General features: G+C 33.1%; 10 protein-coding genes and 3 pseudogenes. 3 read left to right on the plus strand and 10 right to left on the minus strand.

Translation table 11 applies throughout. The features are described 5' to 3' along the window. Window positions 1–78 precede the first annotated feature (78 nt). Window positions 79–2,465, minus strand: a pseudogene (locus ACQ9BO_RS00135) (penicillin acylase family protein). A gap of 117 nt (window positions 2,466–2,582) precedes the next feature. Between ACQ9BO_RS00135 and ACQ9BO_RS00140 the strand changes: the two are divergent. The 3 genes from ACQ9BO_RS00140 (at window position 2,583) to ACQ9BO_RS00150 (ending at window position 6,352) form a co-directional block, all read left to right on the plus strand. Continuing rightward, complete coding sequence (locus ACQ9BO_RS00140; protein WP_431243181.1) at window positions 2,583–3,170, plus strand: hypothetical protein; 588 nt, start codon at window positions 2,583–2,585, stop codon at window positions 3,168–3,170. A gap of 10 nt (window positions 3,171–3,180) precedes the next feature. Continuing rightward, on the plus strand, window positions 3,181–4,140 hold the full coding sequence (locus ACQ9BO_RS00145) for a hypothetical protein (protein WP_431243182.1): 960 nt from the start codon (window positions 3,181–3,183) through the stop codon (window positions 4,138–4,140). 403 nt (window positions 4,141–4,543) lie between these two features. Further along, entirely contained in the window at window positions 4,544–6,352 is a 1,809-nt protein-coding gene (locus tag ACQ9BO_RS00150) for a hypothetical protein (protein ID WP_431243183.1), read from the plus strand. A 50-nt stretch (window positions 6,353–6,402) separates the two neighbouring features. On the opposite strand, the gene ACQ9BO_RS00155 is transcribed toward ACQ9BO_RS00150, so the two are convergent. From ACQ9BO_RS00155 to ACQ9BO_RS00195, 9 genes and pseudogenes are all read right to left on the minus strand, one after another. Next, window positions 6,403–6,546 carry a hypothetical protein gene (locus ACQ9BO_RS00155; protein WP_431245042.1) on the minus strand — a complete coding sequence of 48 codons (144 nt, stop codon included), beginning with the start codon at window positions 6,544–6,546 and terminating at the stop codon, window positions 6,403–6,405. Continuing rightward, entirely contained in the window at window positions 6,546–6,827 is a 282-nt protein-coding gene (locus ACQ9BO_RS00160; RefSeq protein WP_431243184.1) for a hypothetical protein, read from the minus strand. Before ACQ9BO_RS00160 ends, ACQ9BO_RS00155 begins: the two co-directional genes overlap by 1 nt. 422 nt (window positions 6,828–7,249) lie before the next feature. Next, window positions 7,250–8,515, minus strand: coding sequence for a kynureninase (gene kynU / locus ACQ9BO_RS00165; RefSeq protein ID WP_431243185.1), 1,266 nt, complete (start codon window positions 8,513–8,515; stop codon window positions 7,250–7,252). A gap of 307 nt (window positions 8,516–8,822) precedes the next feature. Further along, complete coding sequence (gene queA / locus ACQ9BO_RS00170; protein ID WP_431243186.1) at window positions 8,823–9,536, minus strand: tRNA preQ1(34) S-adenosylmethionine ribosyltransferase-isomerase QueA; 714 nt, start codon at window positions 9,534–9,536, stop codon at window positions 8,823–8,825. Next, window positions 9,511–9,872, minus strand: a pseudogene (locus ACQ9BO_RS00175) (S-adenosylmethionine:tRNA ribosyltransferase-isomerase). Before ACQ9BO_RS00175 ends, queA begins: the two are co-directional and overlap by 26 nt. A 345-nt stretch (window positions 9,873–10,217) precedes the next feature. Next, window positions 10,218–11,446 (minus strand): annotated as a pseudogene (locus tag ACQ9BO_RS00180) (3-phosphoshikimate 1-carboxyvinyltransferase). 98 nt (window positions 11,447–11,544) lie between these two features. Beyond that, window positions 11,545–11,871 (minus strand): nucleotide pyrophosphohydrolase, encoded by a 327-nt coding sequence (locus tag ACQ9BO_RS00185; RefSeq protein ID WP_268847921.1) that lies wholly within the window; start codon window positions 11,869–11,871, stop codon window positions 11,545–11,547. A gap of 2 nt (window positions 11,872–11,873) precedes the next feature. Continuing rightward, a complete protein-coding gene (locus ACQ9BO_RS00190; protein ID WP_431243187.1) occupies window positions 11,874–13,865 on the minus strand; it encodes a DUF3857 domain-containing protein in 1,992 nt (663 codons plus the stop codon). A 3-nt stretch (window positions 13,866–13,868) separates the two neighbouring features. Next, window positions 13,869–15,881 carry a DUF3857 domain-containing protein gene (locus ACQ9BO_RS00195; protein ID WP_431243188.1) on the minus strand — a complete coding sequence of 671 codons (2,013 nt, stop codon included), beginning with the start codon at window positions 15,879–15,881 and terminating at the stop codon, window positions 13,869–13,871. Window positions 15,882–15,906 lie beyond the last annotated feature (25 nt).

Here is a 15,906-nt window from a genome sequence, read left to right on the forward strand (position 1 = left end):
TAAAGGTTCAAAGGTTTTAAAAACTAAAACTTTTGAACCTTTTGCTATAACTTGAAACTTGAAACCTTAAACTTGAAGCTACTTTTTAGGTTTCAAAACTAGTTTTGTTGACGTTTTTATAATCTCGTCTTTATTCAATTTCATTTTTCTGAATTTGCCTTCATTATACATTTCTGCTTGGTCGTGGTAATGTTTGCTGAATGGATTTCCTGATTGTCCAGTTGGCAAAATGCTCCAGCTGTTTTCGATGTCTGAGAAATCGACGATTCTTCTTGTCGAAGGACCGCCTTTTACATAATATTTGCCTTCATCGTTAAAACCAAAAAATAAATTATTAATTACTTCATTTGATCCTGGAGATTCAAAAGGGCCGACATTAAATAATTTACGAAGTGCTCGCAATTTTTCCAAGCGGATGTTCGTGTTCTACAGTGTGAACTTTGCCCCAATTCCAATCGGAAATTGACGTTCCTAATTGTTTTTGAAGTGCCGAAATCGCGTCATGAAACGATTTTGAAATAATATCTTTTCTGGTTTCTTTTACATTTTTGGTATTGATATTATCCCACCAAACCGAATTTTCATTTGAAACTTGTCTCGCAATAACTTGTTTGCCGATATGAGTTCCCAAAAACAAATCGAAATTGTCTTTCCCCATTTCATCTTCAAAAGTATTTTTTAAATACAAATAAATCCATTTATTGTAAATTGTTGGCGCAACATCTTCAAGATTTGTGGTTCCTTTCCATGATTTTAAAACTTCAATTGCTTGTTTTTCTTCTGCAGAAAATGTTTTGTTATCTAAAATCGAAATCAATTTTTGAGCAGTTTCTGGCGCAATTGGCGAAGTATTGTCATAAATCATTTTGCTGATTGCTTCCTTATCCCAATCTGATTTAGCATTCATTAAACTTGAAATTCTTTTCGCTCGATCTTCTGGCAAATAATAACCCGGATACAAATAACCGTCAATCGCTTCTGGCTGATTATTCGCCGAATAAACATAACCCCATTCTGGATTCTCAGCCGATGGATTCTTCGAAAAATCTAAATATTCTTTAATATCATCTTTTCCGCTAGCGCCATCCAAAATCAAAAAGGTATTTACGCCTTTGTCGTGTTTATATAATTTTCCAGTTGCCCACCACGCTACATTTCCTTTAGCATCACCATACATTACATTCAATCCCGGCGCGGCAACCAATTGAACTGCTTTTCTAAAATCGTCTTTGCTTTTTGCATGCGAAAGTCCATAAACAGCGTCCAAAATCTGAATTGGCTCTCGAGTGAATGTCCACGACATTGCGATTGGATTTTTCTTGCCCAAACGATCCAAAACATCATTCATTATTGGTCCGTGACGAGTTGACTTAACCGTCAATACAACATCAGAAGTATCTTTAACTTTTATGGTTTTCGTTCTCACTTCATAATTTGCAAAACCAGTTGGTGTTTGATATTGATCCGAATTGTTTGGATTATTTTTTCTTGATAAAAATCAATATCGTCATTTTCAAACATCGTCAAACCATAAGCATAATCGCGATTATGTGCCAATAACGGAAACGGAGTTCCTGCCAAATAACAACCATACAATTCGTGTTTCGGTGTCATAATGTGTGCTTCATACCAAGTTCCCGGTTGCGAAAAACCAATATGCGGATCATTGGCAAAAATCACTTTTCCGCTTTTGGTTTTATGAGGTCCTACAACCCAACTATTGCTTCCAATAAATGGCGGAATTGGCGATTTATCTAACAAAGAAGCGACTGATTTTGAAATCTCTGTGTATTCCTCAACATCTTTTTTGAACTTTTAAGCTGAGTTGTATTGAATTCTCCTTCAATTCCTAAATCTTTCAAATATTCAACGCCATATTTATTTCGAATATCAGTCAACAATGGATCTGTTTTTTGCGCCATCGCAAAACTGAAAGACATGTAACCGAAGATATTGTAAACGTCTTGAATCGTAAATTTTTGTTTTTTTACACCAACCAAAGTAAATTCGATTGGCGTTACACCTTCATCTAAATATTGATTGATTCCATCTAAGTAAGCCTGAGTCAATTTATAGCTTTCACTATTTTTATCCAATTTGGCAATGGCTTTCGCCGAAGCTTCCTCGATGCCAATTCCAGCGAAAAATTTATCGTTTTTAAGCGCCACTGATCCGAAAATTTCAGACAAACGTCCTGGCGCAATTCTGCGAAGCAATTCCATTTGCCATAATCTCTCTTGCGCATGGACGTAGCCTAAAGCTGTCATAGCATCTTTTTCAGAATCAGCATAAATGTGAGGTACCCCAAAATCATCAAAATATACGGTCGTTTCCTTCTGAAGATTTTCCAATTCCAATTCACCTTCATATTTCGGTTTCAAATGAAAAATGTAGGCGCACAAACCAATTCCCAAAACCACAATCAAGAGTACTAAAACCAGCAGAATTTTTTTAAATCTTCTCATATTTTTGAAAAAGTATAAATAATAAAGTCTTTAAAATGATGTAACCAAATTGGCAAATAATGTAAATATTCTTCTTTTTTAAAGTCTAAATTTATGTATTTAAAATTAATACTATAAATGTCGATCTATAAAAAAATAGCAATTGGAATAATTTCTCTTTTTCTGCTCGTAATTTTTGCTAATATTGGGCTGAATTATTGGATAAAAAAACAGCTTCCCATTATTGTTCATGAAAAAAACAAAACGGTTTATAATATTAATTACGAAAAAATTGAAGTTTCACTTTTCTCCAGGAATATTTACGCTCAGACATTATTAGTTAGTCCGAAAAACCAGCCGAAAGACAGCAAAAATGGACTTTTTTCAAAAATAGAATCTATAACGATTAAACATTTTAATATTTGGGATTTAGCTTTTCATGATATTATCCAAGCCGAAAGTATTATCATAAACAGGCCTCGGGTGATTTTATATAAAAAAGGCGAAAAACTCATCAACAACAGCAAAAGCATTAAAAACGAAATAGTCGAACCTTTTCAAAAAATCGTCGGCGTTTCAAATATTTACTTAAATGACGGAACCGTCGATGTGGTTTCTTTAGATACACAAAAACCAATTTTCAGCATTAAAAAAATTCTTCTCAAACTAGAAGGCATTTTAATAACCGACGCCACTTTAAAAGAAAAAATTCCGGCCGCAATATAAAAGTTATGCATTGGTAATTGACAGTTTATTTTATAGACCAAACGCTTTTTATCATATCAATATCGACAAAATAAGCACTGAAAAGAATTTTCTAAAAATCAATAATTTTTCTAATCTTCCGCAATTCAACCGACGAAATTTTGTTAAGCGTTTAGAAAAGGAAAAAGACATTTATACCCTGAAATTTGATTCGGCACAAATTGCAAAAATGAATTGGGGATTTAAAAACGATCGCTTTTTCTTTAAAGCAAACTCTCTTGTAATCCATCATTTTGTCGCTAATATTTATCGCGACAAAATACCAAAAGATGATTTAAGCAAAAAGTATTTGTATAATCATTTGCTACGAAACCTGAAATTTCCGCTTCAGATTGATACTTTGCAAGTTTTGAAATCAAAATTAGTTTATGAAGAAGAAATAGATTTTTCTAAAGGTCCAGGAGTTTTGACTTTTGATCGATTTAATTTGCAGGCGACAAATTTGAAAAGTGGTTTTGGTTTGAAAAAAACAAATGATGTTAAAATCAAAGTAAAAACCCTTTTCATGAAAAATTCTCCTTTAAGTGTTGATTGGAGTTTTAATGTTTTAGACAAAACAGATGCATTTCATATTCAGGGCGTAATTTCAAATTTTGATGTTCAAGCAATGGGGCAATTCAGTAAGCCCTATATGAATGCTTCTTTCAGCGGAGTTTTTAATAAATACCGATTCAATTTTTACGGAAATGATAATGTTTCAAAAGGAAATGCTTCATTAGATTATGACGACCTAAAAGTCAAATTGTACAAAAAGAAAAATCCTGAAAAAGAAGCCAAACTTAAATCGGCAATCGCGAATTTATTAGTCAAAAACGACTCAAAAGACCAAGCCAAAACTGCCGATGTTGAAGTCGAAAGAATTCAGGAAAAATCATTCTACAATTTTTTATGGCGAAGTATTGCCGAGTCTTTGAAGAAGATTTTGATATAGTTTTTTTGCCACAGATTAAAGGATTAAAATGATTTAATATATGGTAAAATTAGAAAAAGAAATTAGTGTAAATTGGTGTAATTGCTTCGCCTGTTCGCTAACGCTCAGGTCGTGGAGGAAAACATGCTGATATAGTTTGTCAACATAGCCTGCGGTTTCAACCGCAGGATCGCAATGTATTTCTACAAAGAATTTCCATAACACATTCTCACAATACGTTCCCCATGGTTGAAACCACGGGCTATATTTAATTTATAATTCGTAGTATTATTTTTTTACGCATTTATTTTAAATAAAATTCGCGAATTCGTGGCTATAAAAACTTTACCCACAAACCTGACAATTATCAGGTTTTAGGAAAATCCTTTTTTCAATATTTGCCTTTATTTTAATCTGAAGACAAATGGCAAAAACACCTATACACACTTTTCACATTCCTGTAATGGGTCTTGCATATACAATAGACAGTCCAATTCGTGTAGCGCAATACGGGATTTCGTCAGTTATTGCACTTGCTGATGACGACTTGATTGAAAAGATGCGTAACTTTTATAGCACTAAATTCAATATCCCATACGAAGAAATCACTCAGAAATTTCATGATTATCGTGCTGAAAGAATTACATCTTATTTGAATTTAGTCGATAAAATTGTAAAAGAAAAATTCGAAAGTTTTAAAACTGAATTGGCTGAAAGCAAAACGGCTCTCGAAAATTTCATGTCGATGTTGCCAAATACTTCTGACATCAAAAAAGGATTTCAAAATTTATTAGATGACGGAATTGCTTTCAAAGAAAACATTCAGCACTATATCGAATCGCAACTTTTTCCTGGAGAAATCGATGTGAATATCATGACGAAGCTTGACAAAGATAATTTTATCAAAAACGAACAGCTTCCAATTGAATTCAACGATGCGCATGCGGCGCTGAGAGGTTTTGCAAATAGCAATCTGGAATCCTCTGTTGTCCTTTCAGCTGGAATGAATCCGAGATTGTTTGGTTATTTTGAAAACTTTAAAGATTTTTTTCCCAATGAAAATAACGAGCTGAAAAAGAAAATCATTTTAAAAGTTAGTGATTTCAGATCGGCAATGATTCAAGGAAATTTCCTTGCTAAAAAAGGACTTTGGGTTTCAGAATACCGTATCGAATCTGGATTAAACTGTGGCGGACATGCTTTTGCAACTGACGGACTCTTATTAGGTACTATTTTAGAAGAATTCAAGCAGAAAAAAGAGCAATTGGTACAATCTGCCCATGAATTAATGACTAAGGCTTTACAAGTAAAAAATCAGCGTTTTCCAGAAAACCCACTTGAATTGAAAATTACAGTTCAAGGTGGCGTAGGAACTGCCGAAGAACATGAATTTTTACTAGACAAATATCAAGTAGATTCTGTTGGTTGGGGTTCTCCGTTTTTATTAGTTCCAGAAGCAACTTCTGTAGATAAAGAAACTCGTAATTTATTGATGAATGCTAAAGAAGAAGATTTTTACTTGAGCAACATTTCGCCTTTGGGAGTTCCGTTTAATACTTTGAAAGGCACAACAAATGAATTTTTAAAACAAAAAAGAATTCACGAAAATAAAGCCGGAAGTTCTTGTCCGAAGAAATTTTTAGCTTTAAGCAAAGAATATGATCCGCATGGAATTTGTACTGCTTCAAAAAAATATCAAGATATAAAACTAGAAGAATTAGAATTAAAAAAAGATTCTTTAACCAATTCAGAATTCGAAAAAAGCAAAATCAAGATTACGGAAAAATCATGCTTATGTGTCGGTTTGGCAAATGCTTCGTATTTGGAAAATGATATTAAAATAAAAGGTCAGGCGCAAGGTGTGGTTATTTGTCCGGGACCAAATTTAGCGTATTTCGATCAAGAAGTTTCTCTGAAAGAAATGGTTCAACATATTTATCAAGGAAAATCAGTTTTAAGAACAGATCGCCCAAATATGTTTGTGAAAGAATTGAAAATGTATGTGGATTATTTTAGAAATGAAATCGAAACCATTTCTGGAGAAGTTACAGCGAATCAGCTAAAAAAATGGAATTCCTTTAAAGCAAATATTTTGGAAGGAATTGAGTATTATCAAAACCTGTTTTCGGAGACTTTTTATTTCAAAACCGACGAAGCAAAAATCAAAAAGCAATTCGACTTTTATAAATCAGAATTAAACGCAATTCACATTCCGACATTGCAATTAGCCTAAAAACAAAACGCCGATTTAAAATGTTTAAATCGGCGTTTCTTTATGTAAAACTATTCTTTCTTTTTCTTGTTGCTATCGATTATGGCACCAGTTCCAGCTCCTACTCCAGCACCGGCCAAACCACCAATAATAGCACCTTCACCTTTTTTCTTGCTGACAATTGCTCCGGTTGTCGCACCAACTCCAGCACCAATTACAGCTCCTTTAGCAGTTGAACTCCAACCTTTCTTTTTGCCGGCGTTGCAGTTGCTGTTCCATCATTTTGATGAACCACTACAACTTTTTGAGCTTCTGCTTTCTGTTTCTCTTCTACTTTAGCCATTTCAGTCTTCATTGAATCGATAACACGTCGCTTGTTAATTTCAACTTTCATTGAATCAATACTGGCTTGTTTGGCTTTATTTAAATCTTCTTTGCTCTGATTCTGGCAAGAAGTAAAAATTATTGTTGCTAATAAAATATATAAGCCTTTCATGATTGTAGTTTTTTAAAATTATACACTACAAAATACGGAATATCTGCTATAATGCTTATTACAGAATTTTTCGGAAAGTTTATATTATTAGAAGATTTTTATTTAAAGCCACAGATTAAACGGATTAAAATGATTTTACAAAATGTGCAGAAATTATTTCACACAGATTTATCGAATTATTTTTTTCATTTTTAATTGAGTAGCCTCCAGCTTTAGCTGGATGGAAAAGTGAATGCTAATTAGAAAGGCTTTAGCCAAACCTTTACAGTTCGGCTAAAGCCTTTATCTATTTTATAATTACCCATCCAGCTAAAGCTGGAGGCAATTCAAAAATCCTCTTAATCCGTTTAATCTGTGGCTAAAAAAACTTGGCTAATCTGACCTTGATGATTATCGGAATTGCGAGATTATTTTTTACTTCCCTAAAATTCCTTTTTCAAGATTTGCCCGAAGTCGTACATATCTTCATATGAAGAATACAAAGGAACTGGCGCAAGACGAATAACGTTTGGTTCGCGCCAATCCGTTATTACACCATTTTTCATTAAATAATCAAACAAACTTCGTCCTTGTCCGTGAAGGAAAACAGATAATTGCGAAGCTCTTTCTTCAGGATTTGAAGGTGTGATAATTTCAAAAGTACTTTCTACTTCTTTATCAATTTCATGTAGAATAAATTCTAGATAAGATGTAATATGATCACGTTTTGCAATCAAAGCATCCATTCCAACCTCAGCAAACATTTCTACAGAAGCCAAATAAGGCGCTAATGAAAGAACCGGTAGATTGCTAATCTGCCATCCGTCTGCTCCGTGAACAGGATCAAAATTTGGCTCCATTTTAAAACGGCGCTCTTTGTTATGTCCCCACCATCCGGCAAATCTTGGTAAATCTGAATTATGATGTTTTTCATGAACAAAGCATCCCGAAGCATTTCCTGGTCCTGAGTTCATATATTTATAACTGCACCAAGCGACAAAATCTACATTCCAATCGTGAAGTTCTAATTTGATATTTCCAGCGACGTGTGCCAAATCCCAACCTACTTTTGCTCCCACTTTTTGTCCGGCGACAGTTATTGTTTTAATATCAAAAACTTGTCCCGTGTAATAATTTACTCCGCCAATTAAAACCAAAGCAAGCTCATCTCCTACTTCTTCAATTTTTGCCAAAACATCTTCTAGACGAATATTATGTTCTCCTTCTCTGCGTTTAATTTCTACAATGGCATCTTCAGGTTTGTATCCGTGAAAATTTACTTGACTCTGAAACATATATTGATCTGATGGAAAAGCTTTTTCTTCGCAGATAATTTTGTAACGTTTTCCTTTTGGTTGATAAAACGAAACCATTAACAAATGAAGATTCACAGTCAAAGTATTCATTACCGTGACTTCAGACGGAAGCGCACCTACAATTTTGCTTAACGGTTCAGAAAATCTTTCCTGATAATCCCACCAAGGTTTTTCAGCATAAAAATGACCTTCAACTGCCAGTTCTGCCCAATCATTCATTACTTCATCAATATAAGCTTTGGTACTTTTTGGCTGTAATCCTAAAGAATTTCCAGTAAAATAAATTACTCGTTTGTCATTCACTTTTGGAAAAATGAATTGATCTTGATAATGGTTTAATGCGTCTTTCGAATCTAGCCCTCGTGCAAATTCGCGTGTATTTTGAAAAGTCATTGTTTTTTGTTTTGGATGCTAAAATAACAATTTTTGTTTATTTTGTTTGAAGTTTCTCCCGAAGCTTCGGGATCAAGTTTAATGTTGATATACTAGTGAGGTTCAACCGCAAAGTTCGCAAAGCTTTGCGTTCTTATGCACTTGGCAAACACAAACTGAGCAAAAAACTTTGCGAACTTTGCGTTTAAATTTCACATCGAACGTCAAACTTGATCCCGAAGCTTCGGGAGAAACTTGAAACCATTAAAAACAGAAAACCCGACAGGTTTTGAAAAACTGTCGGGTTTGAATCTGAAAATATATCAGATTATAATATTAACATCGCATCTCCGTAAGAATAGAATTTGTATCCTTCTTTGATTGCTTCTTCGTATGCTTTTTTCATTAAATCGTGTCCACAGAAAGCAGAAATCATCATCAATAATGTTGATTTTGGTGTATGGAAGTTTGTGATCATACAGTTTGCAATACTAAAATCGTGAGGAGGGAAAATAAATTTATTTGTCCACCCTTCGTAAGGATTTAAAGTATTAGCCGAAGAAACAGAACTTTCGATTGCACGCATAGAAGTTGTCCCTACAGCACAAATACGTTTTTTCTTTGCTTTTCCTTCGTTTACAATATCACAAGTCGCCTGAGTAATGATCAATTCCTCAGAATCCATTTTGTGTTTAGACAAGTCTTCAACCTCAACTGGATTAAAAGTTCCTAAACCTACGTGTAAAGTTACCTCAGCAAAATTTACTCCTTTGATTTCTAATTTTTTCAAAAGGTGTTTTGAGAAGTGTAAACCAGCAGTTGGCGCCGCTACAGCTCCTTCTTCTTTTGCGTAGATAGTTTGGTATCTTTCAGCATCTTCTGGAGTAACATCTCTGTTGATGTATTTAGGAATTGGAGTTTCTCCAAGTTCAGTCAATTTATTTCTGAATTCTTCATAAGAACCATCGTATAAGAAACGTAAAGTTCTACCACGAGAAGTTGTATTGTCAATTACCTCAGCAACTAACGAGATCGTCGTCACCAAAATAAAGTTTGTTACCAATACGGATTTTTCTAGCAGGATCTACTAAAACATCCCAAAGGCGTTGCTCAGAATTTAATTCTCTTAATAAGAAAACCTCAATTCTAGCTCCCGTTTTTTCTTTGTTTCCATACAAACGCGCAGGGAAAACTTTTGTATTATTAAGAATTAAAACGTCTCCGTCATCAAAATAGTTGATAACGTCTTTAAACATTTTATGTTCGATCGTGTTTTTTTACGGTCAATTACCATTAAGCGAGACTCATCTCTGTTTTCTGCTGGAAATTCAGCCAAAAGTTCTTTCGGTAAATTGAAATTGAAGTGTGATAATTTCATATTTGAAGTTAGATTTTAAAATATCAATCTTAGATTTTTTTATCCAAAATTTTAAATCGCTTGCAAATATACGATTGTGAAATAGGCGTTGTCAAGTGTTTTGACGTTTATTTTCAAAAGTCCTTGATTTTGTGAGGTTTCACGAACCATTAAAAATGTATTTTTCAAACCATATCAATTATATAAGTTCATATTAACTGTTTTTTTATTAAACCCGACAGGTTTTGAAAACCTGTCGGGTTTGCTTTTAGATATGCATAAAAAAACCTCTGGTTGAAACCAGAGGCTATGTTTTATTATGCTTTAATTTAAATGAACTTATATTTCTTATATGGTTCAAAAAAATTACAATTCTGAGATTTGAAAGTTCAATGCTTTTAAATCATTCCAGAAATCTGGATATGATTTAGAAACTACTCCAGCATCTTCTATAATAATTGGTACTTTGATTGCCAATGGAGCAAATGCCATTGCCATACGGTGATCGTTATATGTTCCGATTTTTACGTCGTGATTGATATTATCAGATTTCACTAAAGTCAAACTGTCATTGGTTACCGAAATATTTGCGCCTAATTTTGTCAATTCAATTCTTAACGCTTCCAATCTGTCTGTTTCTTTAATTTTTAAAGTATGAAGACCAGTTAAGTGGCATCCAATTCCTAGACCTAAACATGTCACAACAATTGTTTGAGCAATATCTGGAGTATTGTTCAATTCAAAATTTACGTCTTGATAATTGAATCCTGCTACTTTTTCCAAAGTCATTTTGTTATTTTGGAAAGTCGTTTTCACACCCATTTTTTCATAAAGAGAAACTAATTCTGAATCTCCCTGAAGGCTGTTTTCTTTATAACTGCTCAAAGTAATTTTTGCAGATTCAGATAAAGCCACTAAACTAAAGAAATAAGAAGCCGAACTCCAATCCGATTCTACCACCATTTCTTTTGATTCGACAGATTCTTTAGGGAAAACTTTAATTACGTTTCCTTCAAAACTTGTTTTGATATCCAAATCAGTCAACAATGCCAAAGTCATTTTGATATAAGGAATTGAAGTAATTTCTCCTTCTAATGTCAATTCTAAACCATTATCTAATTTAGAAGCTACAAGCAAAAGTGCTGAAATATATTGGCTACTAACATTTGTCGCCAAGTTTACTTTTGAAGCCGTAACTTTTTTCCTTTTATTCTGATTGGCGGATAACCTTCTTCTTTTTCATAAGAGATCTCAACTCCCAATTGTCTTAAAGTATCAACCAAAATTTTGATTGGACGTTCCTGCATTCTGCTAGAACCTGTCATTACCACTTCTCTTCCTTCATTTACTGCAAAATAAGCAGTAAGAAAACGCATTGCAGTTCCCGCGTGATGAATGTCTACAATTTCGTCATTGCCAATTAATGCTTTTTGCATAACTTCGCTATCATCAGAATTTGAAGTATTGGCTAAAGTAATATTTGGAAATAATGCTTTTAGTAATAACAAACGGTTCGTTTCGCTTTTTGAACCAGTAATATTTAGTTGCGAATCATCAATTGTGAATGGTGAATTCGTCGTTAATTTTAAATTCATGATTTTGATTATAAGTTGCGAATTATTAGAAATATAATTCGAGTGCGCAATTTACCACTCCTCGTTCGTAAATCAAAATTCACGTTGAAATTTCACAATTATTTCAATTTATCATTGTTTTTGTGACGATCTTTATCTCTAACCGATTTTAAATCCATTTTTTTGTCAAAAGCGACCTGCAAATCGATTCCCGTTTGATTCGCCAAACATAAAACTACGAAAACAACATCGGCTAATTCTTCACCTAAATCTTTGTTTTTATCGCTTTCTTTTTCAGATTGTTCGCCGTAACGACGTGCAATAATTCGGGCAACTTCTCCAACTTCTTCTGTAAGTTGTGCCATATTGGTCAATTCGTTAAAGTAACGAACACCGTGTTCTTTTATCCAAGTATCAACATCAAGTTGTGCATTTTTCAAATTCATTGCTATATTTTTTTAAGGACAATTTTTTCATTTTGGCTGGCAATGACTTGTTGGAAAAGGTTTTTTAATCCATCATAATCGCCAGCCGCAAAAATACTATTGTTTATTTCTTTGATACAGCTAATTTGAATTTTATTTTCGAGGTTTGAAATATTTAAAGTATATGTGATTTCTTTGTTTTGTGATGTAATACGAATTGGTTTTGGCATCGATTCTATTATGTATCCAGTTGGAATTTCGAGACTCAAACTAATTTTTTCCTGTGTAGGATATCCAAAATAAATTCCCATCTGCCTTGTTTCCTGAGTAAAAGGGTTTTTAGATCGAGTAAAAAACAAAAGCGGATTAATAAACATTTGTTTTCCAATAGTTTCAACAACATTATCAGATGCAAAATCAAAAGTTTCTATTACTGGATCTGAAAAATTAACCTTCGCGTTCTCAATTTTATAATTGGCGATTTTTAAATCTCCCAGTTCTTCTTCATACTTTTCAAGATAATTTTCCTGATTTTGTTCTGAATGTTTTGATCTGAAATTATAAGCTTCATAATCTGTTCTTTGAATTCTCATTTTACCGTCAACTTTGCCGGTTTCATTTATTTTGCCAAAAACAGTCGAAAATTCTTTAGACAATGCAGTGGGGTCTAAATTGATTTCTTGCGAAGATCCATCAATTTTAATTAACCTTCCTTTCCAGTTTAAAACATTCAATGGTAATATGTTTGGACATGTGTATTTACGGGTCGCGTCTAGCAAAACTAGTTTTCCGTCTATGAGCGCGCCTGCAATTACATAATTGAAGCCTGTTCTCGTTGGATAAACTGGAACGCCATTTTCGATTGTGCTAACTAAAACCGGATTTGCATCAATACCGCCTAGTTTTAGCATATTGATTAAAATGAAATTAATTTCGGCTACATTTCCAGTTTGATCTGTGTAGGCTTTTGCAATTCCTTTATCAGTATAATAATCATTTTCTTCATTCCAATGCATTTTATTCTGAACATATTTGAAAATGATATTCATTCGATCATTCTGCGATTCAACCCCAGTCAATAATCTTTTGACATCATCGACCAAGAAATCTTTCTGATTAAGTTCTTTTCCGAAATGTTCATTTTTAAAGATATTCGTTGCAACACCTTCCCAAGTAAGTGCATAATCTTTATCTGGTTTATCCGGATAACGAACGCGCTCGATTTCAAACTGAATACAACCTCTATAATTATCGACATTATTTACATAAGGTTCATCTTTCAATGCCGGAACATCCTTTCCTTTATATAAAGTACTGATTTGCTTAAAAGAAAGTATAGTCGATTGATTATGTTCGTTCTCATAACTCTGACTTCTTCCTTCTAATTTCGCAACAGATTCTATAGGATAATTTCCAATTAGAATTGGTTTATAAATAAAGTATTCTGGAATCTCTGTTTTATATTCGACATAATTTACAGGAATATCATATTGAATTTCAAAATCAGGCAACTTTACAATATTCTCCGATTTCAAAACATATTTGTATTCAATAACTGAACCCACTTTTACATTAGGGAGCGTTATTGTTTTTTCTTTCCAAAATTTATTGACTTTTTTCTTAAAAGCTCCTTGATTGTCTAGTTTTGTCTTTACAATTGTGCCATTTTCCAAATTATACGTAATCGCGTTTGAAAACTCCAAACGATCTTCGTTTAAATTTTCATAACCAATATAAAAACGCACTTTTTGATCCGCCCATTTAAGGCCTTCTTTTTTGTAAATTTTGATTTTAAACTCGTAAACATGATTGGCCGAAAAACCAACATCTTTGTTATAAGTAAAAAAAGTTCTTCCCTTTTTAAACAAAATAGCGGCCGGAGTCGCTGTATCTTTTGGATTTGATTTTTCCTGCAGTTCAGCAATTGTAACTTTCCCAAGTTCGTAACTTTGAGATTGTCCTTTTAACGAAATGAGTAAAAATAAAATGGTAAACGTTAAACTTGAAAACCTCATTTTTTAAATTCTTTTTAAAACAATTTTTTCAGTTTCTTTTGCAATCATTCCTTTAAAATATTCTTTCAACATTTCATATTTTTCTGCAGAAAAAATGGCATCATTAATTTGGCTTGCAATAGAGAATTGTATACTATTGCCATTTTGAGCTACAACAAATTTAAAGCTTCCTGCATTGTCTTCCATATTTATCGCCGCTGAAGTAGGCAAAGTTTCAACCGTAAATCCATCCGGAATTTGGATATTGATACTGTATTTCTCCAATTGTGGGAATCCAAAATCTACAGGATATTCTCGAACTTCCTGTTTAAACGGATTTTTATCATTGGTAAAAAATAACATCGGACTAACATAAATCTTGCCTCCAATTATTTCGCACAAATCATTTCCTGTAAATGAATAGGTTTCTATAGTAGGCAGTAAAATTTCTTTTTCATTTGTTCGGGTGTAATCGTTGATTTCAATTTTTCCGTTTTTGTTTTCTAATTTTTCCAGATAATCCTCTTGTTTAACACCATCTATTTTTTCTCTAGTTAGTAGCGCCATGTGATCTGAACATTGTCTTCTGGTTTTTCCTGATATTTTCCCTTCGGCATCAATACTATAACTCATAAAAACAACATCATTTGAAAGTTTTTTTGGTGTCAACTCAATTTCTTCAGAAGTGCCATCTTTACGAATTAATCTTCCGGTCCAATTTATAGTCCTGAAAGGAAGAATATTTGGTGTCGAAAATTTATCAGATGCATCTAATAACAAATAACCTGTTGGTGTTTCAACCGCCGCAATTACATAATCAAAAGCTGTTCTGTTAGGAAATAATGCTATTCCGTTTTCACGTGTACTTACCAAAACGGGATTTGCCTCCAAACCTGAGTAACGAAGCATTGAAGTCAACATCAAATTAATATCACCAATATTTCCCGTTTTTTCTTTATACGCTTTTTTAACTCCATTGTCACAGTCATAACCTCTATATCCATTCCATTTCACATTAGATTTCACGTGATTTAAAATAACCCATATTTTTTCTTCTGGTGTATTTTTTCCAGCTAAAAGGGCTTTTAAATCATCTTCATAATAACCTGTTTTATTTAATTCTGGGCCAAAACTTTCGTAATCATAAATGGTTTTTGCAACTGAATTCCAATCTGTAGAATACATCTTCATTTGTGAATTTGGAAACTTTGTCATCGATAATTCATGCTGAATACTTGAAACATAATTATCCATATTGTTAACAAAAGCTTCCTCTTTAATTGCTGGAAAATCTTGTGCTACATAAGTCGTTCTTGTTTCAGTATAATCAATTTTATCTGTACTAAATGTCGTTGTAGAAACTTGCCCCTGAGACCTTTCTTTATTTGTAAAAATGATCGATTTTGGGCTTTTTTCAACCGTCATTTTAGGAAAAACATATCCTTTTTGTCTGGAATTAAAAACATAATACTCTGGAATAGCTGTCATAAACTCAGAGTAATTTACTGGAATAGTTTCTTGAAATTCCCATTCTCTGATAGATCGATCACTTGGACTTTTGATGGTATATTTGTATTCAATTACTGAACCTTCCTTTACATTAGGCATCGTAATTTTCTTTTGAGATCTGTATTTATTCAAAACTTCGTCAAATGTGCCTTCTGTTTTAAGCTTCGTTTTCTCAATTTTTCCATTTACTAAATTGTAGGTGTAAGCATCTGAAAAATATACTTTTTCAGTAAAATTAGACTGTTTATAATACCAAACTGCCTTATTTGCCCAATCGTAACCTTCTTTTTTATAAATTTTAATTCTGGCTTCGACATCTGTAACAGTAACAAAACCATCAGTTTGATCGTACTCAATTCTTGCTTTTCCTTTTTTGTACAAAATAGCCGCTGGAGTCGCCGAGTCTTTCGGATGTACTTTTTGCTCTAATTCTGCAACAGTTACTTTTCCTAGTTTGAATTCTTGAGCTGTTATTTTTGAAAAAAGCAATAACGTGATTGCAAGACTAAAAAATTTAATTGGTTTCATTTTGGTAATTCTTTGGTTGGTTTAT

Source organism: Flavobacterium sp. P21, assembly GCF_050632225.1.
In the GTDB taxonomy this organism is placed as follows: Bacteria; Bacteroidota; Bacteroidia; order Flavobacteriales; family Flavobacteriaceae; genus Flavobacterium.

Coding starts and splice junctions, on each gene's coding strand:
- ACQ9BO_RS00140 (WP_431243181.1), top strand. CDS start 2,583: ATGTCGATCTATAAAAAAATAGCAATTGGAATAATTTCTCTTTTTCTG.
- ACQ9BO_RS00150 (WP_431243183.1), top strand. CDS start 4,544: ATGGCAAAAACACCTATACACACTTTTCACATTCCTGTAATGGGTCTT.
- ACQ9BO_RS00160 (WP_431243184.1), bottom strand. CDS start 6,827: ATGAAAGGCTTATATATTTTATTAGCAACAATAATTTTTACTTCTTGC.
- kynU (WP_431243185.1), bottom strand. CDS start 8,515: ATGACTTTTCAAAATACACGCGAATTTGCACGAGGGCTAGATTCGAAA.
- ACQ9BO_RS00185 (WP_268847921.1), bottom strand. CDS start 11,871: ATGAATTTGAAAAATGCACAACTTGATGTTGATACTTGGATAAAAGAA.
- ACQ9BO_RS00190 (WP_431243187.1), bottom strand. CDS start 13,865: ATGAGGTTTTCAAGTTTAACGTTTACCATTTTATTTTTACTCATTTCG.
- ACQ9BO_RS00195 (WP_431243188.1), bottom strand. CDS start 15,881: ATGAAACCAATTAAATTTTTTAGTCTTGCAATCACGTTATTGCTTTTT.